A 23,540-nucleotide genomic window follows, 5' to 3' on the forward strand; every position below is an offset into this window, starting at 1 on the left:
TCCCAGAAGAAAATGTTAAATTACAACATTGGGTCATTAGCGGAAGCTTATACAATGTCTTTTTCTAGATTAACTTGATAAAGAAAGGGTATTATAAATTGAGGTGAAAAAAATGAAAGTTACTCTTACTATTGACGCAAAGCAGCAGCTTATAAATGTACTGGGTGAAAATCCAACTGTTAAAGTCAACCAAATCCGTACTACTGGCTGAGGGGCCACGTATACGTACGAACTTGCTCAGGTTGAGCAGGTAAACAATGAAGAGGTTTTTAAAGTCGATAATATCTCAATTCTAATAGATCCATTGGTGATTAGCCACCTAGATGGAGATATCGTAATCGACCATAAAAAAAATTATGGATTTATTCTTAAAAATAATTATGAGATTTTAACGTTTGGCATGATATTAAATAAGAAATCCTAAGGATAGAAAAAATCCACTGTTTTCAAATTCTGAAACAGTGGATTTTTTGCGGGGACTATTCCTCCCGGCATTTTGTAAAAAGTGACCACGAGAACCGTCCCCATGCCCCCCCCATGCCCCCACCTCATCATTTCCAGTCATTAATAAGCGTATCAACCCCAGCGTTGATTCTGTTTATGCTTTTTAGTGGGACGATGTGCACATGGATGTCTTTTTTGTTTAAAGCGGGGAATTTTCCGCTGGTTTGCAGGGATTTCCAATCATCGTGCATGAATCGGTACAGATAGTCCTCAAATTGAAAAATATCCCCGCCGATTTTTTGACTTTTTACATAGGCATCATATACTTCTTTTCTTATTTGTTCTTTAATTTTTTTCTCAATTTTTGGAGCAAGTATCCCTTTGCTTGATTCTTTGACAGTAGCAGAGACTTTAATATCTAAACCAATTTGTATCTTATTTTGGTCTTTATTGACCATTTTCTTCATTTTTGGGTTCAATAATTCGATTTGAATAATTTCCTCTTTTCCTCCATGAACAGTGACAGGTGATCGAACGGATTTGTTATTGACTCGTATAAAGCCCGTGAGATCACCCTCTGTTAAATGACCTTTCAGTTTTTCCCCTTTCATCAAATAAGCGCCATTAAAAACAGTCACAGGCAATTTATCTTGATCCATTTTCATGATAGTATCTTCCGTGGATATACTTGGAACGAGTATCGTTTTTGATTTTTCATGTAATTGATAAACAAGTTCCTGCAGCGACAAAGCTGGAATAGAGGAATCCTGCTGATGCATGTATTGCGGCTGAACAATCCTTGCATTGTTGTAGGAATAATTAAACGGAACCTTCGTGGTAAAAATCTTCTCTACCGGCTCCTCTGTACCGTAAACCCAGCCTGTCAGGCGGATATTGAAATTCGTATCTAACGCCTCTACGGTTTTTCTTAACCTGTTTTCTAATACGGACTTTCCAAAAACAAATAAGGTGAGCTGGTCGTAATTTACTGGAATTTGAATGCCTTTATAGATCTTAATGATGGCATCTTCTACCGTCTTTCCTTTTCCTTCGCCAATCCAGATCGGGCTTGGCTGATCACTTTTCCCCTGTTCTGTTTTCGCTACATTTGAAAAATCTAAGAACTGGAGCACCACATGATATTCATCCTTCTCGTACTCAATGCCAATCCCGACAGCATAGGCTTGAAATTGGATTTCATGAATTTTAGTACACCCCGTTAACACAGTAAGAATACAGAAAACATATAAATATTTCCTCATCTATTCACCTGATCTTGTGCCATCTTTAATATTTAAGTATGCAGACCGTTTTTTCATGAATGGAAACGGAATGCGGAAAAAGCTATAGAGTAGATCTCTCCCTTTTGGCGAGGAGATCTCCGCCAATAAAGGAACACCAAAGGATTTCAACCTTGATAAATAGAGAAAAACGAACATCAGACTGATGAAAAATCCATAGATACCCATAAAGTAGCTTAAGAGTAGAACGAATACTCTTAAAATGAAAATATTGCCTGATAGAGACTGATTAACTAGAGTAAAGCTCGAAATCGCTGTGATTCCAATAACAACTAGGCATGTTGGCGAAGTAATACCACCGCGAATGGCTGCATCACCTATGATTAAGCCTCCAAGAACAGCAACGGTTTGTCCAATTCCCTTCGGCAAGCGCGCCCCGCCTTCTTTAAATAACTCAAACATGACGAGCATGAGTAGAACTTCAATAAATGGTGAAAAGGGCAATCCTAATCTCGATACCGTAATCGTCGCAATGAGCGGGAGCGGCAATTGTCCCACATTATGGGTAATTAGTGCCGTATAGAACCCAGGCAGAAACGTCGTCGTAAATAGACCGAAAATACGCAGGGTTCTTTCCAATGAAGCATAATAAAAGCTCGTATTTTCATCTTCAGGGGTCTTAAAAAGAAAAGTCAGATCGAATGGTGCAACCAACGCTGTCGGAGCCCCGTCCACGATAATGGCAAAGCGCCCTTGATTGATGGCTTCTACAACAAAATCAGCTCTGCCAGTATAGTCGATGAGAGGAACAAGCGTAAATTTATTGTCCATTATATGTTCCATCAGCATGGAGGAGCTTGTTAGAATATCAATATCTAAACCCGAAAGACGTCCTTGTATATCCCTCAGAATCTCTTCATTAATAATATCCTTTATATAAAGCAGAGAAATTCTTGTATTCGTTCTTTTGCCAATTGTATAATCTTCTACCACTAAAGACTTCGTCCGCAGCCTTTTGCGGACGAGTCCAAGGTTTATCGTGATATCTTCAACAAATCCATCCTTTGGTCCACGAACGGATACCTCTGCCACCGACTCATCTGGCTGCCTTGCGGGAGTTTTACTAATATCATAAAAAATAATCTTATCTCCAGGAGGGATCACCATTAGCTTCCCTGAAAAAATCGCTTCCTCTATTTTTTCAGCACGAGCTTCCTTTTTGCTCATGATCTCCATCTGTAAAGATTGATAAATAGAGCTGGAAGTTTCCATAGAAGGCAATACAAACGAGGGAATCAGACTAGTATCACTTAAAGGCTTGCAATAGACAAAAATTGAAGATTTCCCCTTAGAGTGCTCTTCTTTGATTTCAATATCAGATGAATGGTTGAAAAGCTTCTGCAGGTTTTCAAAAGTGAAAAGAAATTCATTCATGATTCAATCCTGCCTCCTGACCATTTCTGTTTATTCTTCACGATATATAACGCCAAAATAGAGATTTGTATGGTTAATAAAAAGAACGTCAACGGCCTGAAATATCCATAAATTATGGTAGAGAATGTGCTTTGATCAAATGGATAAATGCAGGCGATAAAAACAATACCATACAGGACCCTGACTATTTTTTTATTGGTAATCCCTTTCGTAAGAATTCGGGAGGCGATGAATACAAATAAACTGATTCTGACCACTCCACCTGAAAGCCACTGATAAATTGCAAAGAAATCCGCATGTGAAAAATAACGCCCAATGGTAATCAAGCGCCACTCCTCATAAGCAGGATATCGATAATAAGAAGCCTGTTCAGGGCCAAACTCAACAATCGCTGCCATTGCAGGTCCCAGCGTTAACCCAATGATAAACAACCCTACAACGAATAATTGCTTTCTTGAGACTGCTTTTTGTAATACCGGTGTTAAAAAAATGATGATAAATAACTCTAAGACTGGTAAAGAAGTATACAGCAGCCCCTTCGCCGTTGGTAAATAACCATCCGTAAATAATGGGAATAGCAGTTCATAATGCTTTTTCTTCATATTTGCGAACGAAATAAAGAATCCTAGGAAAAGAACGATGGGACAAAGAATACTGCTTAAGAGTCCAATCGAAAACAGACCCGACTCTGTACAAAGCAAACAGAAAAGAAGTAAGACAAGTGCCAGTGTAAAACTGTTAAATCCCTGCATGTAGCTCAATTGGGACCAATAAATGATATCCTGTGCCGTCACAAAAGCATCGATCACCATGTAAATGGCTAATGGTAACAGAAGGAGGTAATAACTAAGCGGGCTCCCATGATCCTTTAAAAGCTGAATGATCGAACGCTTATTTACGATTGCAACAATCTTGTATAAAACGTAAATCCAAAAAGGCAAAATGATGATCGTTAAGATGATACTAATCCAAGAATCTCTTTTGGCTGTCCTTAACAAGAAAGGAATAATCTCCACATGCGCAAACAAACCTACAGCCAGTAAAACGACATACACAATTGAAATAAACCTTAACTTATTTTGCATATACTAAATTCCTTTTTTCCATATTATTCATCCGATTAGCGAAAACTATGCAACAGGGGCGGGGGCAGGGGGGCACGGGGACGGTTCTCCTGGTCACAATCCACGGGGCACCGGGACGGTTCTCTTGCTCACAGAAATACGAAAAGGGCATTACTGTTTTTCCAGTAATGCCCCAACTAGTTCATCGGAGGATCCATAGGGTCCACAAGAACCGTCCCCACGGATTATGTGGTTTATTTTAGTCTTTCCTCAATAACCAATGTTGGAAAATAATCACCAAATTCATTTGTTTCCTTTTCATTACGATTCATACTGATGGTACCTACATTAGCATATGTAACAGTTAGGATGCTCCAACCTTCATGCTTTAATAATTCATCTGATAAAGAACTATACCTAATTACTGCTTTATCTTTAGCCGGAAATTGTTCATTTGGAGCTAAATCAATCGTCGCTGTTATTTCTCCACTTTCCAAAGAAACATTTGTTAATTGGTCACCTTCTCCAAGACCGTGGTAGTCAATAATTTCTTGTATTTTTTCGATCGTAAGTGGTGATGTTTCTTCCGCTTGGCTTTCTTTACTTTCTTCCGTAATATCTTTTTCGGTATCGACTGTTGGTTTTTCTTCTGAATCCTTGATTTCCTCAACAGGTTCTTTCTTTGAATCACCTTCAACATTCACGGAAGCTTTTTCCCTTGTAGACTGATTATTAACAGGCTCTTCTGCATTACAGGCAGCCAAAAATATTAAAAAAGCAGCCAAAAAACCAAAAAGTATTCTTCTCATATTTCCCCACCTCATCAACAGGGGAAGGTCCTCCTGGCTTTTTGGACTAGTCCAGGCCAGGAAAACCTCCCCCACATTTTTTTCTGGGACCACGAGAACCGTCCCCACGGTCACTTCCCGCTAGATTTCACCACAATCTCTTGTACTGTAACGTTCCCAGCTTTGTCATAGGCCTCTATCTTTAATAGATTTGATCCATTTTTCAATAAGGCGGCGTATGCAAAGCTGCCATCTTCGTTTAAGTCTGCGGCTTTTCCGTTAATGAGTACGGTGTCTAGATACGTATCCGCCGCAGTCCCTTCCACCACAACAGATTTGCCGTACTTCTTATTGAGGTTGCTTGGACTGGTTAACTTAAGCGTTGGTTTTGTTTGGTCCAGGATTACTTTGACTGAAGCTGAAGAACCTGTAGACCCAACAGAATTTGAAACCGTCGCAGAAAGTGTGTTTTCACCAGCTTTTAAAGGCACCTCCACACGATACTGACCCTTTCCATCAATCGAACCAGTCGCCGCTTTTTCAGTTCCATTGAAGATATTAATCTGATTTCCAACGGCACCTTGTCCCTCTACGGTAATCGTGGATTGATTGGTAAAGCTTCCATCTGCAGGATTCGTGATGGTAGGTGGTCCTGCTTCAAAATCGACAACCGCACGCATCATGACGTTTCCTAGCATTCTGGCAGACGTCTGTGAAAAAATTCCGCCATTGTACACCCATGAACGATTATAGTTGATTCCATCGCCATCAAAGGACACATATGGAATGCTGTCACCTACTTCAGTTTGAAGGTATACCAGATAGAAATCACCTGTAAGGGTTATACCCAGATCGCTTAGGTCCACTTCGTTCCAATCTCCAACCTGTGTAACTTTCGCCGAAACAGGCCCGGCAATTTTTTTATCAGGAACACCATAGGAGTTCGCACTGTACACGGCTACTTCGTAATTTTGGCCAACAGCCGTGAACGAGTTTTTAAAGAAATGAATCAATGCTTTAGACAGCATGCCCGAAGTTTGTCCTTCCGGCAGCGATACCTTAACTGCAAAACCGCTGCCACTTACGCCCCAACCTGAACCCAGCTCAGAAGTTCCATCGTCATACTTAATTTCTCCTGGGAAGCCCACGAATGGATCCATCTCAAGGTTAACGGTTTGAACCCCGGCAAACGTAATACTTTGCTCTTTCAATTTGTAATGAGCGGTAGCCATATGAAGAGTGTAAGTACCTTCAATAGCAGTAATACTGTAATTACCTTCATTATCAGTCTTTACAGGCAGTACCGCCGGATCTTCGATTAAGGACAGAGTGGCATTTGCAATCGGCTGCTTGGTTTGGGAATTTAGCAATTTACCTTTAAACGTACCCCTTGGCAGCGGCTTCAAGCTAATATTCCCGATTACGGTACCATCCCTTGTAATCTCAACAGTCTGAGTCGTTGGGTAATAACCGTACGCTTCCACCTTTATGGTGTAGGTTCCGACCGGAACATACAAACTGTAACTGCCATCAGCCTTTGTAACAGCTGCACGGTTAATTTCAAGTGCTGTAACAGAAGCCTTAAAGACAGGAGTCCCATCTTCCTCATTCACCACCATACCCTTTACGGTGCCTAGTCCATTTTTATATGAATCAATCGCCTTAACTGCATTGACTAATCCATGCCCAAAACCGAAGTTTGGTGAAGTGGTATAGACGGTATCCGTCATTGGCTTAGCCGTATGCATGAGAACTTCCTCGATTTGTTCAATCGTCATCTGCGGTGCTACCTGCTGCAGGAGCGCAGCTACACCGGACACATGAGGTGCCGCCATTGATGTCCCGTTCATCGTCCCATATGCACCATTCGGCATCGAAGAACGAACACCTACGCCAGGAGCCGCAATGTTTGGTTTCAGTTCATCCTTAAATGGACCAGGTCCTCGGGAAGAGAAACCAGCCAGTCGATCATTAACATCCATCGCCCCTACTGCAAAGGATTCTGGGTAATTAGCTGGTGTTGAAACAGTTCCGATTGGCCCCGTATTTCCTGCAGAGAACACCGGAAAGATGTCAGCTGCTCTCCAGCTCTGAACCATCGGACGATAAAATTCATCGAGTCCGGCACCGCCGCCCCAAGAGTTGTTGACGATATCAGGAGCCTTCTCTGGATGCGGCGTACCTGAGGCATCTTTAGGCGCCAAAATCCATTCTCCCGCTTCTAACAAATCAACATCCGTTGCGCCGACTCCAGGCCTGAACGCTTTTACCGCAATAAACTTAGCACCAGGAGCAACCCCGATTTTCGCTGTGCCATCAGGAGTGGCACCAACCATCGTTCCAATGGTATGTGTTCCATGTCCTTGATCATCATAAGGAGTGGTGATTCCCGACACCGCATCAAACCAATTCATCTCATGGTTGACAGCATCAGGATTGGCAGGATCGTAACCCAGATATTTTTCCTTGAGTGCCGGGTGATCCCACTTAACCCCAGTATCAAGGCTGGCAATTACAATACCGCCGCCATCAATACCCTGTTCCCAAAGTGCAGGTGCGCCTACCTTCTGAACGCCCCATTCAATCACTTCGGCATTCGGCTCTGCTTCAGTATTTGGTGCAGCTTCAGTAGTAACCGCAGTAGCAGTTTCCGTTGCATCCGGCGTAATCAACTGACGCGTTTCATTCGGAAGAACCTTGGCTACTTCCGGGAAAGATGCGATTTCATTCATAACCTCTTCTGTCGCCGTAATCGCCATTGCATTCACGATATAAAAAGATTCGAAATCACTTACATTCCCCTTTTGTTTCTGTTCTTGAAGATAAGAAACCAAATTCCCCTGCGTTTCATCCGCCTTATTTCTGAGATGAGAGACAACCGCAGAACGCTTCATCAATTCCGTTTTGGCAGGCGTGTGTTTTAGCGCCTTAGCTTTCTTCTCCGCCTCGGCAGCTACCTTTGGCGTGTTGACTTGATCTGCTAGCTTGATCAGAAAGGTAACTCTATCTTTCTTTGAAAAAGAATCCTTTACCTTCGCATTAATTTTTTCCGCCGGTATGATTGTCTGCGTTTTACTAACCATTGGTGATGAAGTCGTTTCTACAGCAAAAGCCACCTGCGGTAAGAAGGCAGCCAGCACCAACAATGCGCACAAAACCCACTGAAGTATAATACGTCCCTGTCTTTTCCTTTCCATTTCTCCAACTCCCCTTTGTCATTTTCTTTTTCTCCTTGCTTTTGTGAGTTTAATAGACCACCTGCTTTCTAATTTGTAACCGCTCCGTTTTACTCCTGATTAAGTAGACTAACCTTGTTAAAGCCCATACATGATGATTCCTATGTAAAGCAACACACAACAAAATTGGTGGTCTAGTTAAACTTGTAAGTTTAGGAGTGATTATTGAGCAGTTCTCAAATTTTATTAGTATATTAATTATGGCTAATCCATTGATTTTCCTATGTAAAAATTTAGGGGTAATATTTTAGTGAGATTGACCTAGAATAAGAGCAGAATTTTGAATCATGGTAATGTTAACCGTGAGTTAACGTGCGTTAAACGCTTGTTAATACTGAATTTATACGTTAGGCACGTTTCCAATGCAGACCATATTAATAGGGTCTGTTGTCTTCCTTTCCAACAAAAAAAAGGCGCCATTATAAGAAATAGTACCCTTTCGTTAAAATATATTAATATAATTTCAAGTGACCATAGGGACGGTTCTCTTGGTCACTAAAAAGACCACTAGAACCGTCCCTATGGTCACCTATGTTCATAATTTCTCAAAGTAGGTAAAACTTCACTTTCAGAAAAATCAAATAAATGTTAATATTTTACTATATAAGATATTTGATTTACCGCTGTAAAATTCAAAGGGAGTTGATCTATTTGAGTTTGAAATCCATACTTTGTATCATTCGCAGACGACACAAGTACAATTATTACACTAGTAAATGCATCAGATGTGGAAAAAGCAGTAAATCTACTTAAAAAGGAGCCTAGGGCTCCTTTTTTCCGTTCATATATCTCTGATTTTGTAATTACCAAAGCCACTGGACTCTACCACGTTTTCATACGTTACCCCAACATCTCCCTTTCAACAATCAAAGCCGCTTCAAACAAATCAGCAACAACATAATCAGGAGTAACAGGTACTCGGTCGTCTTCCTTGCCGGCTTTTCCGGTTAACACCAAAATCGTTTTGCATCCAGCCACTTGTCCTGCTGCGATGTCCGAGGTTTTATCCCCAATAAAAAAGCACTTCGTTAGATCAAGTTGGAAATCCTCTGCCGCTTCGAGTACCAGCCCTGGCAGTGGTTTACAGCAATCACACTTCGTTTCCTCATTATATTGCGGATTCTTCTTCTCAAAATGAGGACAATAATAGATCGCATCAACCCTTGAACCTGCTTCATCCAGCTGTTTCCTCAGCTCAGAATTAAAAGCAGACATCTCTCTCTCTTCATAAAGCTCTAAGGCAATTCCAGACTGATTGGTAATCACAATTAAATCCGCTGGCAGTTTAGCTAGAATCTGCATTCCCTTTAAGGCTTCAGGATAAATCTCTAAATCTTCTATTTTATGCGGGTAATGGGTATCGACATTAATCGTCCCATCACGGTCTAAAAAAACGGCCCTTTTCCAGCCAGTCTTTGGATGTTCTGGATAATCTCTCATTGTATTCTCCTCTTACTTGATATCCCGTTTGAAGGTAAAAGTTACCCAAAGCATCGCAGCCAAATAGATGATCCCCGCTGCAATGGCCGTGGTATTCTTGATGGACGTTACATTCATGTAATAGGCTAAAATCCCAACGCTCACCATCCACATCACATAAATAAAAAACTTCCTGCGAATTCCCGGTTTCGCATTCTTCTTATAATATCTCTCCCACTCATGCTCGGGATTGCCCTTACACAGCCTTGTGAGAGTAGGTTCAATTTCTTCTCGTAAATAACGGGCCAAAATATCGTGAACACGATAGCTGTACATAATCTGCATCGTATAGTAAATCACGATTAACGGCGCAATTAAAATCACCTTCTCAAACCCATCTTTCGCAAAGGCAACCGCGACAATCGCTCCAAGCGCTGTTATAAATTGTGTCGAAAAGTTATCTCGCTGCTGAATCCTCGTCTTAATCTCCGTTCGAACATCCTCACGTAAAGCTTGGTAATGCAGGATTTGCCTATCTACATCCGAATGATTTACCTCAATCTCATCTTCAATCTCGTCTTCAACTTCTAAAGCCTCAATATTCATTCCAACTACCCCACCGTAATCATTTTATCTTTTTTTAAGATTACCATATTTGGTAAATAATTAGTAGATTCTAGTGACCGTGGGTGACCGTGGGGACGGTTCTCTTGGTCATCGGCGTGACCGCAGGGACGGTTCTCCTGGTCACCGGTAATTAATCCAAACAATAGAATCGTTTAATGAACCACCCGTTAACTTATAGTGCTTACCGCAAACCTAACCAAGATTTTGATTTACTAGGAACTTAGAAATAAAAAAACCACAGAAACAGCCTGCATGGTCTTAATCAAGAGAAAAAGACCGGCAGAACCGTCCCCATGGTCACGAACTTACCTTAGTTCACCAAGTATATCATCCAAAGTTCTCCCTCTATCCTTATCCTGAGGTTTATCTTTCACCTCTATGGTAGGATTAACTTGAAGATAGTGGTTTTTAATATATTCCATGTCCTTCATATCAATGATGCCGTCGAAGTTCATGTCTCCTTGTCGGTCGCTTGAACCCCAATGTTCTTGAAGGTAAAGGGCATCTCGAATATCAATCAGCTGGTCATGGTTTGCATCCCCTGCCCATGCTGGGAAAAACTTCACGAACTTCTGCTCGCCATAGTCCGTTTCACGGCCGACTTGGAATTCCTTTACTACTGAGAAATGCCCTGGAACGTCGAAATGCAATTTGAGTATTTCCTGTGTCGATGGAAGGCCTGAAATTTTAAATCTCCCATCGTTTATGATTTCCGCTGGATACTCTTTCCCGCTTTGGTCCACTGCTTTTATGATTGCCCCTACCTTTTTATAATCGATATGAGTAGTAAGTAATTTACCAAACCCATCCCGGAAGAAGACAGCTTCTCCATTAATATCGGCTGTTATTTCAGAGGTATCTGACCATACCTTTAAGCTTGGAGAAATCCCTTCAACTGAAACCGTTGAGCCATCACCTTTTGTAATCTTCGCTCCGCTTGCCTTTATATCTAAATAATTACTAAAAAATTGATCATTTTTCACTTCGGTATCAATGGTGAACAATCCGTCTGTAACGATTTCAGAGCCATCTTTTGATTTCAGCGTCACCTTCATACCAGAGGACGTTTCCTCTATATTAAGCTCTGCTTTGTTTTTTAATGCGTCAACAAGATTGATCCCTTTTACATCCAGCACCTCTTTATTATACGTATAGCTAAAGGTTAACTCTTTCCAAGGCGCTACATGATGAAGACTGGTTGTAAATTGAACAGATTCACCCGTTTTTGTTTCAGTACGATTCGGCACAGTTGCTAGATATGGTGTACCAGATTTCACATAGAAGAATTCCTCCTGTACAGAATCAAGACCTGCTCGATCACTTCCCGTCAAGCGAACAGGCAGCACTTTTACATAGCTAGGAAAGAATTGCTTAAGGGTAAAATCACCATTTTCACCAACTGGAAGATTTTGTGGAAAACTGTTGACAGATTTGTAGGAAACATTGTTTGATCCTTGGGTTACATCTATCCCCAGTTCCTTTGCCATTTGAATCTGCTGATCTTCTATATGGCCGCTTACTTCTACCATGGTTTGTGACGGATCTACCTCTATAATACGTTCTGTGATGTTCGTTTTTAATTGAGGTATTTGGTTATCAATCAGTACAGGTTTTTCGATGATCGTTTCTTTACCGCTGTCATCGGTGAATACATATTTCAGCTTGTATGCCCCAGCTGGTGCAACTTTGGTTTCATAAGCAATCGGCTGGTTTGTATTTTCGGTTAGAGGGTGATAATTCCCATCAAAAGAGCCGTTTAGGTAGACGATGGCTCCTTCTTGTACGAACCTTCCATCAATGTTCCCGACAAATCCAATCTCTTTATCCTGGGCAGCATCAACCAAGAAGATATCAATGTTTTTCATATGTGAGTTTAACGCAAACCTGCCGGTAATATTAGCAATTTTTCCAAATCCGTTTTCTCGAATCGTTGAAAAAGTATTGGAAATCTCTAGATAATCCACGCCCTCTTTCACCTTTCGAACTGCAAATGGCACTTGATAAACTTCTTTTTCATTTTCCTGATTCGTAAAAGTCACATAGCCCTCGTAAATACCGTTTTGTGCTGAATCTGGGATCAGCAAGGATACATTGGTTGTAGTTTTTCCTTTGGCTTTTAGCTCAATTTTTTCAGGTGCAGTAAGCTTTACACCGTTTAGTTCTCCGTCTCTAGAGCCTCTTGCATTGATGTTGAAGGATACATCCACTTTGAATGCTTTCGCTTCATTTGTCAGGTTTTCAATAGACACTTCTTTTTCATCTTGAATATCAGAGCCTGTGACAAATTTTGTTCCGAAACTCAATGCACCTGTTAAATCCTTAATCTCTTTTTCCTTACCATTATGGAGGTGAGGTGTTTGGTCTACAACTTGAATCCGAGTGGCGGCCTCCACAGCTTCAAGAGCATCTACTCTGCCTGCCCCTAGGTCATAGACACTGTAATTCGGTACAAGGTCATCTCCCGTATTCATAAGTGCTGCTTTAATTTCATCAGGAGTGCTTTTCGGATCTGCTTGTTTTAATAACGCTGCAACTCCAGAGATATGCGGTGTTGCCATGGAAGTTCCAGAAAACTTCGCGTACGAATCTTTATAATCCTCTACTTGGCTATTGTATTTTGGTACAGTGGATAAAATCCCAGCACCTGGAGCCACAATCTCCGGTTTAATATCATACGTTAAACGCGCAGGACCGCTGGAACTAAAGGAGGACAGTGTATCGTCTTTTGTAATGATTTGTTTATTTACTGCGTTAAATGTAAACGTAGCTTCTTCTGTTTTAAGCAGTTGTGTTAACTTTTTCCCTGTCGTTCCCTCGACAATGTAAGTTGGAATGAATTTTGGATCTTCAATCCATGTATCTCCAATAAATCCTGGATAAGGTGAATAAACGAAAACGGCCTTTGCACCCTTTTTCTTCGCGATCTCGACTTTCTCAAATATCCTGCTCGTTCCGCCTGTCGTCATCAAAACAATCTTATCCTGGACATCACGGCCTTCATAATCAGCATCTAAGCCCATTCCCACATCGACAATCGGCAGCGTGATATCCTTCCATTCGCTAAGATTAATCCCTAAACCGCTTGTAGAATATCGAAGTTCTAAATCCTGATTTAAACTTGCTGACCTAAACGCTCCGGTAAAATGAGGGTAACTCACTTCTGTATTCGTTGAACCGACCGTAATCGCTAAAGCAGAGGATGCTGGCGACCCGACAGAATACAATCCGGGACCGGCGTTTCCTGCCGCAAGCACCGAAGTTACTCCTGCAATGACCGCATTGTTAATCGCTGCCGATAGCGGTGATAACGGATCATTTAGGATATTTCCAAGCGATAAATTGATCACATCCATTTTTTCTTTCACCGCTGCCTCTATTCCTTGGAGGATATCTTCCGTTGTTCCATTCCCATAAGGACCAAGCACCCGATATACATAAAGGTCAGCATCAGGTGCTACCCCTTTTACCGTAAGTGGTGAGTCACTTTCACCTTGACCCGCAATAATTCCCGATACATGTGTTCCGTGGGCTGTATAATACGGTGATGACCCGTTAAACTGCGGTAACCCAGAAGCTGCCCAGTCCTCATAGCTGGTTTCCATTGGGTCTCCATCCTCATCGACAAAATCGTATCCACCCTGATACGCTCCCTTTAAGTCTGGATGGTTATAATCGATTCCCGTATCCAATACAGCTACCTTCACGCCTGTCCCGGTTAAACCCTTTTCATGAAGCTTGTCTACACCTGTCATACCATGAGGATGCACGCCGGAATACACTGGCCCTCCGTTCGTTTCTTCACTCGAAACAGGTTGAATGAACTCTACTATCTTGTTTTCCCAGACACTTTTCACAACATTTGATTTTAATAGTGTTTGAACCTTTGAAGCTGGAAGGGTCATAGCAACACCGTTAAAGACCTCTTTATAGCTCCCTTTGATGGTTGCTTTTACGTTTAATTTTTCAATGTCTTCTTTAAATGTGTCATGCTCCTTATCTACCTTAGCTTTTGCTTCACTATAGGAAAGCTGTTCCCCTTTTAACTTACTAGCTATGATTGCAGTTTTAGGCACATGGTTTTTAAACTCTACCAAGATAGAAATCTCTTTGTTACTAGTTAGATCAACACTTGAAGGTATCTGAATACCTGTACTGTCTGACGAAGCGGTTACCTCTTGAATAGCCCTTCTTTGTTCAGGTGTTAAGGATGCTAAAACATCCTTAGACGTTAAGCTGGAAGCAGCTTTCACAGAGACCTCCGGCTGTGACATAAGCGGAGCTCCAGTCATGGCCAATACCCCCGACAACGCCATGACCGATAACCTTCGACCGATCTTTTTAGACTTCTTTATCTTCTTCACACAGTTCTCCTCCATCTATTCGGTTTGTGGCTTTTTTTACCACTCGACGATAGATTTAGACAAAACAGCAAATTCTCCTGTTGGGGTTATTTCCTAATCCAAAGTGACCGTGGGGACGGTTCTCTTGGTCACCCTGTCCGTTCAGTCGTGACCGCGGGGACCACGGGGACGGTTCTCCTGGTCACCCTGTTAGTTCAGTCGTGACCGCGGGTGACCACGGGGACGGTTCTCCTGGTCACAATATCCGTTCAATCGCTATCTCTCAAAGAAACCTAAATAAATGACCACTATCACGTAAATGAGTAATTAATATCAATATAATCGGGGTTTTCCATACAAACTGATACGGCAGGTAAACTGAAGTCGGGGGTTTTTCTTTCAACTACACGGGGACTTATTAAAAGAGTCTTCCCATACAAAAAGGCGCCTCATAATGACAGGCACCACCCATGTACACGGAATAAACATTCATGCTAAAAAACAAACTTCGACATTTACGCATCGAAACCTATCCAATCAAACGTTTGATTAAAACCAGATATTTTCTTGCCAATAAAGGTGTTTAGGAGATTTCCTAATAATAATATTGTCGAACTAGGAGGCAGTTTAAATCGGTAAAAGTCTTAAATGCAAAATTATGAGCATTTCCATGAAAATATAACAAACTTATACACCATTCATGCTGTTTCTTCATTACACAAACGATTGATTAAAAAGATTACAAACCCTATTAGAAAAAGAACTTTTTGATATTTTCCGGGAAATTTATTGTCGAGGAATGGCAGTGTTTTTTTCGCTGATTCTCCAAAGACCGTCAAAATACTGCTTCCATGACAATCTCCGACTAATTCCAACAGCATGAAAGTTAATCAATCGATTGATTAAACCTTGGGAATAACACTTATAAATCAATCTTTCTTTCTAAAAAGTTGTGAAAACAAAGTCGAAACTAAAGAGAAAAAGGTTCTCAAAAAACCGAAGGAACCGTCCCCACGGTTCCCTTTAATACATACTAAAGGTAGTAATCAATAAACCTATGAAATATAGGACTGCTATGATGGAGGCACATGTTCGGAATGTGCGCTTGTTTTCTTTGGAGTCTCCATGCTTTCTTTGACCTAAATAAATCATCCCGTTCATTAATCCACTTATTAGAATGCTCATAACCGCAGCTGGGAGTAAACCGACAGTTAATATTTGATGTTTCGTCTCAAAAGTAGATAACCCCATTGTCCCTGCTATGATAGTAGAAATATAGGTTGGGAGTAACAGGATATTTATTATCAAATACCTCTTCATCATACACTCTTCCTTTTATGCAGCATGCTATGGCCCAAAAACGCAATTCAAAAAAAGAGCGGCGAACCACTCACTTACTCAGCTTAGTGATTGCAATTGCCACTCTTTTTCATTTTGCTATATACACTTATCTTTCTACTAATTCTAGCTTCTCACCATTTGGACCTTGGAAAAAGGCGATTTTTACCGTACCACCTAAAACGCTTCTAGGTTCTTCATCTACTAATTTGACGCCTGCTTCTTTAAAGCGTACAAGTTCAGCTTCAATGTTTTCAACCGTAAAAGCCAAGTGGTTCACGATTCCTTGATTTTCAACCGGGCCGCCGCCGTAGACAAGTTCAACCTCCACACTCGGCTGCTCTGGAAAAAATAAAAAGGCAAGCTCCACACTGTCACTGATCCACTCTCTATGTCTTAACTCTAAACCAAGGATGTTTTGATAAAACGCTAAAGACTCGTCCATATCCTTCACCATAATTCCCACATGTTCCATCTTCACAATGCATTCCTCCTAAAATTAAATTGCCAAAGTGTCCATAGGGACGGTTCCCACGGTCACCCCAATTAACTGCCAAACACAAACCACAGACAATATTTTTCTTAACCGTTGCCACACCTAAAAATCCTTATCTACTAAGAAACCCGAAGAAAAAAAGACCAGCAGAACCGTCCCTACGTCCCCAATACTAATTTCTCAATAGCATATGCTACTCCATTTTCATTATTAGACAATGTCTGGAACTGAGCAACCTCTTTTACAACAGATACTGCATTGGCCATTGCTACTCCACAGCCGGCATACTCAATCATGCTTAAATCATTTTCGCCATCGCCGATGCAAATGACCTCTTCCTGTTTAATCGAAAGTTTTTCAGCAAGTTGTTTTATCGCATTTCCTTTACTGACACGTGGGTCAAGGATTTCTAAAAAGAACGGAGTACTTTTAACAAACGTATATTTGTCCCAGAAAAACTCAGGTATATTTGCAATAGTAGCATTTAAACGTTCAGGTTCGTCAATGTACATGACTTTCGAAATTAGCATGTCCTTAGGCACTTCATCAATTGGCAGATAATTAAGAGGAATTTTGTTAATATGGGCTTCATGAATGGTATACGTGCTTATCTTTCGATTAGGCGTATAAAGATTTTCCGTATCAAAGAAATGGAGCGGTGAATTCAACTTTAGACTTAAATCATGTATTTCTTTTAAGTCATTATAATTTAAGGTAATTTGGGATTCTACATCCTTAGAGTATGTATTTTGTACAAGAGCACCATTAAAGGTCACCACAAAGTCGTCTTCATCATTTAATTTCAATTCCTCTATAATCGACCGGACACCAGCGATTGGCCTCCCTGTACAGATGACCACCTTCACGCCTTTTGCTTTCGCAGCTTGAATGGCGTCATTTACTTCTTTCGTAATTTCTTTTCGATCATTCATCAACGTTCCATCAATATCGATTGCAATTAATTTATACAAATCTGGTCCTCCTACATTCTAGTTGTAAGTAAATCTTATAACTATACTACAAGAAGCTGCAGTAATAATCCAGAACGGCGGGAGGTTTACAATGACAATCAATTTGGAATTAAATTGTAAAAACGGTATCTACTGTATATAATTACCATATATTAAAAAATAAATTTGATTTTAATACTTCTCTTCCGCAGCCTAAGCTACTTCTCAGTAATATCATGGTATGTTTCCATGTATATTCCCTCTTTGCTAACAAAAGAAATATACCAGCATCATGGCAACCACACTACTCACCTGCACCGAATCTTATCAATATTTTGCAATCCAACAAACTATCAATCTCATGTAAAAATCAAAGAAGGATAGGCGTTCCATTACAATAAAATAAGGGGTGTTTCAAAAGTGGGATATATACTTTTAATCATTAGTTGTTTTGCTATTTACTACTCTTACAAAGTATGGAGTGATTTCCAAACTGGTAAAACCTCATCATCCTCAACAGAACGAAAAACGAGAAACGAAATAAATAGATACAAAGAAATTCATAGTTTAAGATATGAAAAACGAGAGTAGGACCATGGGGACGGTTCTCTTGGTCTCAGACAATGGAACCTAAGCAAATAAAAGAGGCATTACCGGTTTCCGGTAATGCCTAATTAATCCCCTTGGTCACTCCACCCACAAAAAAAATCCCCCGAGAGTTACACCCCCGGGAGATCATTCATTTTATAGCCCTAATTCACTTAGGATGCTTTCTAGTGTCTTACCATCATGTGTTTCTTTTGCTGCTGGTGGATTTTCGACATAATTGTTTTGCAATAGATAATTCTGTTGAACAAATCCGATGTCCGTCTGATCGACTATGCCGTCAAAGTTAATATCAGCTGCACGGTTGTCTGTCTTCCACGCGTTTTGAATGGCTATTGCGTCTAACACATCAATGACGTTATCTTGGTTGACATCACCAGCAGTAATATGAATCGGATTGACATAGTGATTCATGCCATGTAGCTCACCTTTATATTCAAACCCAATACGTTGTTTGCTTTGAACCTCAAAGTGACCAGGCACCTTGATTTCTAAAATATATGGGTCCTTGCTTAACGGAAGCTTTTCCACCTTATAGTCTGCTCGATCCTTAATCAATGAAGTAGCGTCAAAGACAAACCCGCCAGCTTCTTTGAACTTTAGCGTTGCCCCAACCTTTGTCCAATCCTTTTTAATTTGAAGACCAGTTGCAGGATTAATGAATCCGTCCGGCAATACATAGCCGTATGCAGCATTATACTGTGGTGAAACCTCAAATCTATAGCCAGCGTTTAATAACTTGCTAGATTGATTTTGACTATTTATGATAGTGGCCGTTGGATTAATAAACGCTCCAATAACGAATGTTTCATCTGTAATCTTCAAGGTAACATCAATAACAGCCTTATGGTCAAACGTCACATTGCTATCGTTAAAGGCAACCTTTACATTGTCTCCATCTACGGTTACAGATCCTTTATCTGAAAATTCACCCGTAAGTTTGGCATCGACTAATTGATAGGACGTGAATTGATCTTTCAAGTTCCAAATGACTTCTTTTGCATCACTTACATTATCCAAAAATAGCTGGGCATTAACCGTATCACCTGTATTTGCTTTTGTAACCGCGCTCTTTGCATAGGTAACAGGTGTCCCTTCCTTCACAAAGTAGTAATCTTTTGTCAGCGGTGAATTACCGGCAGAATCAACGGCAGTCAAGGTAAATTTTACTGCCGGCATGGACTCTTCCATGGCGATTTCCTCTGCCCATTTCCCGTCCTTATCCATTGGAACCGGACTTGATGGGAAACCAAAATCTCCCCATGTATAAATGACTGCATTCGAAGATTGATCGATGTCCACTCCTGCAGCTTGCATTTCTTCTACGAGTGCGTCCTCTATTTGAATATCAAAAGGATAGGTTGCTTGTCCCGGCTTATATTCAACGAATGGAGATTGTCCATCTAACGAACTTGTAAAGGTTGGATCGTCAATATCGATGAAAAGATCACGTGTTTCTTGATATACTTTTCCAGATTGACTGGTTTCAATAAATTTCAGCTTATAGTGGCCAGGCTGCGCATAGCTCTCTTCTTTTGCAATCGGCTGTTTCTCATCCCCAGTAAATGAATAATACACTCCTCTAAAAGCAAACAAGGCTAGACTCTTATCAAGTGGATAATTGGTTAAATCCAGTGTCCCGATGAATCCTAAATCTTCCCCTGTTTTACCATCTTGTAGGACCACATCCATTCTTTCACCTGGAGAACTTAAGCTAAAGGAAACTAAAGCACCTAAACGATTATCGAGATGGGTTCTTCCTTGATTTAAATATGGCGGTGTAATCGATGGAGTCAGCAGATCTAAATAGCCTAATCCATCCTTTGTAATTCTAAAATTAAATGGCAGGCGGTAAATATCCGACGAATCTGCTTTATTCGTAAGGACAATAAATCCTTCGTATAGCCCGGCTTTTGCTGTCTTTGGCGCATCCAAGGATACTTTTTCTTTCACTTCTTTATTACCGTTTACTTTAATCTTCTTTTTTACGTTAATTTTCACGCCATTTTCACGTAAACTGTTTGTACCCGCAACGACATTTTCTTCGATAGAAACAGAAAATTCTTTTGTGCTATCACTGTTATTGGTGATTTGGATACTATGTTTCTCTTTCACTTTCGTACCTTCCGCACCAAAGTGAAGGCCAAAGTTGATATCACCAGATGGATTTTGAACCTCTACAAGTTCTTCGCCATTTGGCACGAGTGTCTCATCGATCACTTGCATTTTCATTTCTCCAAGGACGGCTTGATAAGGGTCTACTCGGCCAGCCCCCACTTCATACAAACTATACTCCCCATTTAATGGATCAGCTGTATTCATCAAAATGGTTTTAATATCATCTGGATCAAGATCCGGATTAGCCTCAAGTAATAAGGCGGCAATTCCCGCAGTGTGCGGCGTGGCCATAGAAGTTCCATTTAGGCGGGAATAGGCATATTTATAGTCTTCTTGATGTTCAGGGTCAATCATATAAGAAGGGAATGTAGAAAGCACACTCACTCCTGGCGCTACTACTTCTGGTTTAATATCATAGTTGGTATTTACCGGTCCTCTTGAACTGAAGTCAGCTAGTTTATCACCTTCAGATACGATCTCTTTAAGGTTTGAGAAGGTAAACGTCGAGTTTCCTTGTGCAATTTTTGCTTTTAATTGCTCACCGGCTTCTTTTGTCATTGAAAAAGCAGGTACGTATACGGTAGATTCCCCGAGATTGACTCCAAGCTGTCCATCAACATTGTTATATAAGATAACAGCTTTTGCTCCATGTTCTTTTGCAAATCTAATTTTGTCATGAAGGGCAAAATTCCCGCGCTCGACGAAGGCAATTTTTCCTTCAACGTTCTTGCCTGCATAATCAGCTTCCGCACCTAAGCCGACGTCCACAAGCTCAAGAGATTTTCCGTCTAGGGAAGCGAAATCATCTGCAAAACTTCTGCCCATGCTGATAAGCTCAGTAGACCAGTTTCCTGAGATACTGCCTGTAAACGAAGTTAACTCAACAGGAACATCACTCGCTCCAACTGTAAGCGCCAATGCCGCTGTACCAGGAGAACCTACTGTTTTCGCTCCTGGACCTGAATTTCCAGCAGCAACAACGGCTGTTACACCATTTAACACCGCATAGTTAATGGCTGTACTCGTTGGATAATACGGATCGTTTACCGTTGCTCCTAACGATAGATTCATAACATCCATTCCATCTTCTACCGCTTTTTCAATCCCTGCGATGACACCTTCTGTTGTTCCGCTGCCATATGGCCCTAACACACGGTACACGTAAAGATCAGCATCCGGTGCCACACCCACTACTGACACTTCACTATCATTTTTATTTTGACCCGCAATCGTTCCAGAAACATGAGTACCATGGGAGGTATAGTAAGCGCTTCCATTTGGAGAATACTCAGGTCGAGTTGTTTTCTTCCAATCTGCATAGGTCGTTTCCATAGGATCATTGTCATTATCGACAAAATCATATCCACCCTTGTATGCATCCTTTAAATCAGGGTGGTTATAATCAATCCCCGTATCGAGAACGGCTACTTTTACACCTTCCCCTGTAATTCCTTGCTCATGTAACTTGTCGATCTTCAAATAAGGAATACTTTCAACAGAAGTCGTAACTTCTTTTTTGACGTCTGAAGGGAGCTCTTGCTGTACAGGATCCACAGTAAAAGTCGCATTTTTGTATACAGCTTGTACAACATCAGATTCCAATAGCTGTTTTACTTGGTCGGAAGGCAATGTCATGGCCACACCGTTATAAGCATTTTTGTATGTCCGGGTGATGGAACTCTTTTTTGTCTTAGTGATTTCTTGGATGTCTTCTTTAAATTTTTTATGCTCTTTTTCAACCTGTGCCGATGCTTCTTCTTTGCTTAGCTTTTTTCCTTTAACAGCCGCTTCTAAAACCGCCACTTTACTAGGCTTCGATTTGAATTGGACAATGACGGATATATCTTCATTTGATGCTAGATCTGCCTCACTAAATCCCTGAAGTCCTGTATGATCATTCAATTGCAATTGGTGTAAGGCTAGTCGTTGTTCGCTAGTTAAAGATGACAGAATATCCTCCGCCTTAATCACCTGTGCTGCTGCTTCAGTAGATAATACCGAATGGATCGGTGACAGTAACAAACTAGCAGAAAACGCCATCATTGCTGTCTTTTTAAACATTGAGTTAACTCCCATAAAATCCCCGCTTTCTACTCTTCTTAAGATTTTGAATATTACAAATAAAATAATAATCTCATATTCAATTAGTAGCTATCGGTTTATTTTTCAGTGACTTTTAGACTATAACTCTAGTAAATTGAACAATAATTTATGTTTTTTTAGTAAAAAAGCATGAATTATCAATAAAAAACTTGGGTTAATTTTGGTGTCCATGGGGTGTCCATGGGGTGTCCATGGGGACGGTTCTCTTGGTCATGTTTACGAGTGACCAGGTGTCCACGGGGACGGTTCTCCTGGTCATTTTTAGTTCATTCAAAACGATACAACTGTTCAACCATTTGTAATTCCAAAATAAAAAGGAGGCTCCTAATAAATAGAAGACTCCTTCCTAAGAAAACGTCCATACGTTAGAATTCTACCTTTTCTCATAAATAGCTTAAACAACAAGCTCCTTCATATAAACCGCCGTCTGCGAATGCGGTCTCATCCCAACCTGTTGATACAAGCGGTTAGCATTGGTGAGGCTATCACTATCAACATACAAAAGAATCGTTTTCTGATTGCGTTCGTAAGCGATTCCAAATGTATGGAGCAGCAGCGCCCTGCCGATTCCATGCTTTCTGTATTCACGTTTTACGCCTAATAAATCAATAAACAATCCATCATCCTGCATTCTGCTCATGAGGAATCCTACTGGCTCGGAATCCTTCCAAACTATAAACCAAAGACTTGGATCATAACCATCGCTCTTTTTTTGCGAAATCCATGTAGAGAAGTCTTTCTTGGTGTAACCCCATGAATCTTGGAATGTTTCATCGTAAATCAAGAATAGTGTTTCCTCGTCATGATCTGGTTGAAATGGCCGCAACGATATCCCCTCTGGTAAATTCACCTGAGCTGGCTCTTCCTCTAACTCAATCTTCATCCGTTCATAAAGTCTGCTGAATTGGTATCGCCTATCCTCAACTAGCTTTCTAGCAGCACTATTGGTAAAAGAAATTTGATTCATCAACTTTTGCGGACCTTCTTTTCCTTCCACCAGAACCTTAGCTCGTTCCTCCACTTTATCAAGTAAAAGTGAACCAATTCCACGATTCTTAAACTGCGGGTGTACAAATACACACGTATCCATTCTATTAGCCCCTGTCACCTCAACAAATCCATACCCAACGATTTCATTTGTCTCAGAAAGAGCAACCCATGCATCGGTTTCAATGGGGATGGAATTCCACATATCAAGCACATCTGACAAGGTAATATCGGGTTCTCCAATGTCCTCGATATCACAAAGTGCCACCAAATCTGTAATAGCTTGGGCATCCTCTAATGTCGGATGTTTTATCGTAAACTTCTTTATTTCTTTTCCCATCCTGCTTCT

General features: G+C 40.8%; 14 protein-coding genes. All 14 read right to left on the reverse strand.

The genetic code is table 11. The features are described from left to right. Window positions 1-551 precede the first annotated feature (551 nt). The gene (locus SFC47_RS17410) at window positions 552-1,706 is read right to left on the reverse strand and encodes a Ger(x)C family spore germination protein (protein ID WP_411255578.1); all 1,155 of its coding nucleotides are present in this window, start codon (window positions 1,704-1,706) and stop codon (window positions 552-554) included. Further along, window positions 1,707-3,119: a spore germination protein gene (locus tag SFC47_RS17415; RefSeq protein WP_411255579.1), complete on the reverse strand. Its 1,413-nt coding sequence runs from the start codon at window positions 3,117-3,119 to the stop codon at window positions 1,707-1,709. It abuts the gene before it with no gap. Continuing rightward, window positions 3,116-4,204, reverse strand: coding sequence for an endospore germination permease (locus tag SFC47_RS17420; RefSeq protein WP_411255580.1), 1,089 nt, complete (start codon window positions 4,202-4,204; stop codon window positions 3,116-3,118). The genes SFC47_RS17415 and SFC47_RS17420 overlap by 4 nt, the downstream gene beginning before the upstream one ends. A gap of 233 nt (window positions 4,205-4,437) precedes the next feature. After that, entirely contained in the window at window positions 4,438-4,992 is a 555-nt protein-coding gene (locus SFC47_RS17425; RefSeq protein WP_411255581.1) for a hypothetical protein, read from the reverse strand. 110 nt (window positions 4,993-5,102) lie between these two features. Further along, the gene (locus SFC47_RS17430; RefSeq protein WP_411255582.1) at window positions 5,103-8,168 is read right to left on the reverse strand and encodes a S8 family serine peptidase; all 3,066 of its coding nucleotides are present in this window, start codon (window positions 8,166-8,168) and stop codon (window positions 5,103-5,105) included. A gap of 879 nt (window positions 8,169-9,047) precedes the next feature. Continuing rightward, complete coding sequence (locus SFC47_RS17435) at window positions 9,048-9,647, reverse strand: D-glycero-alpha-D-manno-heptose-1,7-bisphosphate 7-phosphatase (protein WP_411255583.1); 600 nt, start codon at window positions 9,645-9,647, stop codon at window positions 9,048-9,050. Between the two features lie 12 nt (window positions 9,648-9,659). Next, on the reverse strand, window positions 9,660-10,232 hold the full coding sequence (locus SFC47_RS17440) for a hypothetical protein (protein WP_411255584.1): 573 nt from the start codon (window positions 10,230-10,232) through the stop codon (window positions 9,660-9,662). 326 nt (window positions 10,233-10,558) lie between these two features. Then, complete coding sequence (locus SFC47_RS17445; RefSeq protein ID WP_411255585.1) at window positions 10,559-14,614, reverse strand: S8 family serine peptidase; 4,056 nt, start codon at window positions 14,612-14,614, stop codon at window positions 10,559-10,561. 677 nt (window positions 14,615-15,291) lie between these two features. Then, a complete protein-coding gene (locus SFC47_RS17450; RefSeq protein WP_411255586.1) occupies window positions 15,292-15,468 on the reverse strand; it encodes a hypothetical protein in 177 nt (58 codons plus the stop codon). 148 nt (window positions 15,469-15,616) lie between these two features. Then, a complete protein-coding gene (locus SFC47_RS17455) occupies window positions 15,617-15,916 on the reverse strand; it encodes a hypothetical protein (RefSeq protein ID WP_411255587.1) in 300 nt (99 codons plus the stop codon). 124 nt (window positions 15,917-16,040) lie between these two features. After that, window positions 16,041-16,406, reverse strand: coding sequence for a VOC family protein (locus tag SFC47_RS17460; RefSeq protein WP_411255681.1), 366 nt, complete (start codon window positions 16,404-16,406; stop codon window positions 16,041-16,043). A 179-nt stretch (window positions 16,407-16,585) separates the two neighbouring features. After that, a complete protein-coding gene (gene yidA, locus SFC47_RS17465; RefSeq protein ID WP_411255588.1) occupies window positions 16,586-17,398 on the reverse strand; it encodes a sugar-phosphatase in 813 nt (270 codons plus the stop codon). A gap of 723 nt (window positions 17,399-18,121) precedes the next feature. Continuing rightward, window positions 18,122-22,162, reverse strand: coding sequence for a S8 family serine peptidase (locus tag SFC47_RS17470; protein WP_411255589.1), 4,041 nt, complete (start codon window positions 22,160-22,162; stop codon window positions 18,122-18,124). Between the two features lie 436 nt (window positions 22,163-22,598). After that, window positions 22,599-23,531, reverse strand: coding sequence for a GNAT family N-acetyltransferase (locus SFC47_RS17475; protein ID WP_411255590.1), 933 nt, complete (start codon window positions 23,529-23,531; stop codon window positions 22,599-22,601). Between the last annotated feature and the right edge of the window lie 9 nt (window positions 23,532-23,540).

This window comes from Neobacillus niacini, assembly GCF_046591715.1.
Taxonomy (GTDB): domain Bacteria; phylum Bacillota; class Bacilli; order Bacillales; family Cytobacillaceae; genus Neobacillus; species Neobacillus niacini_L.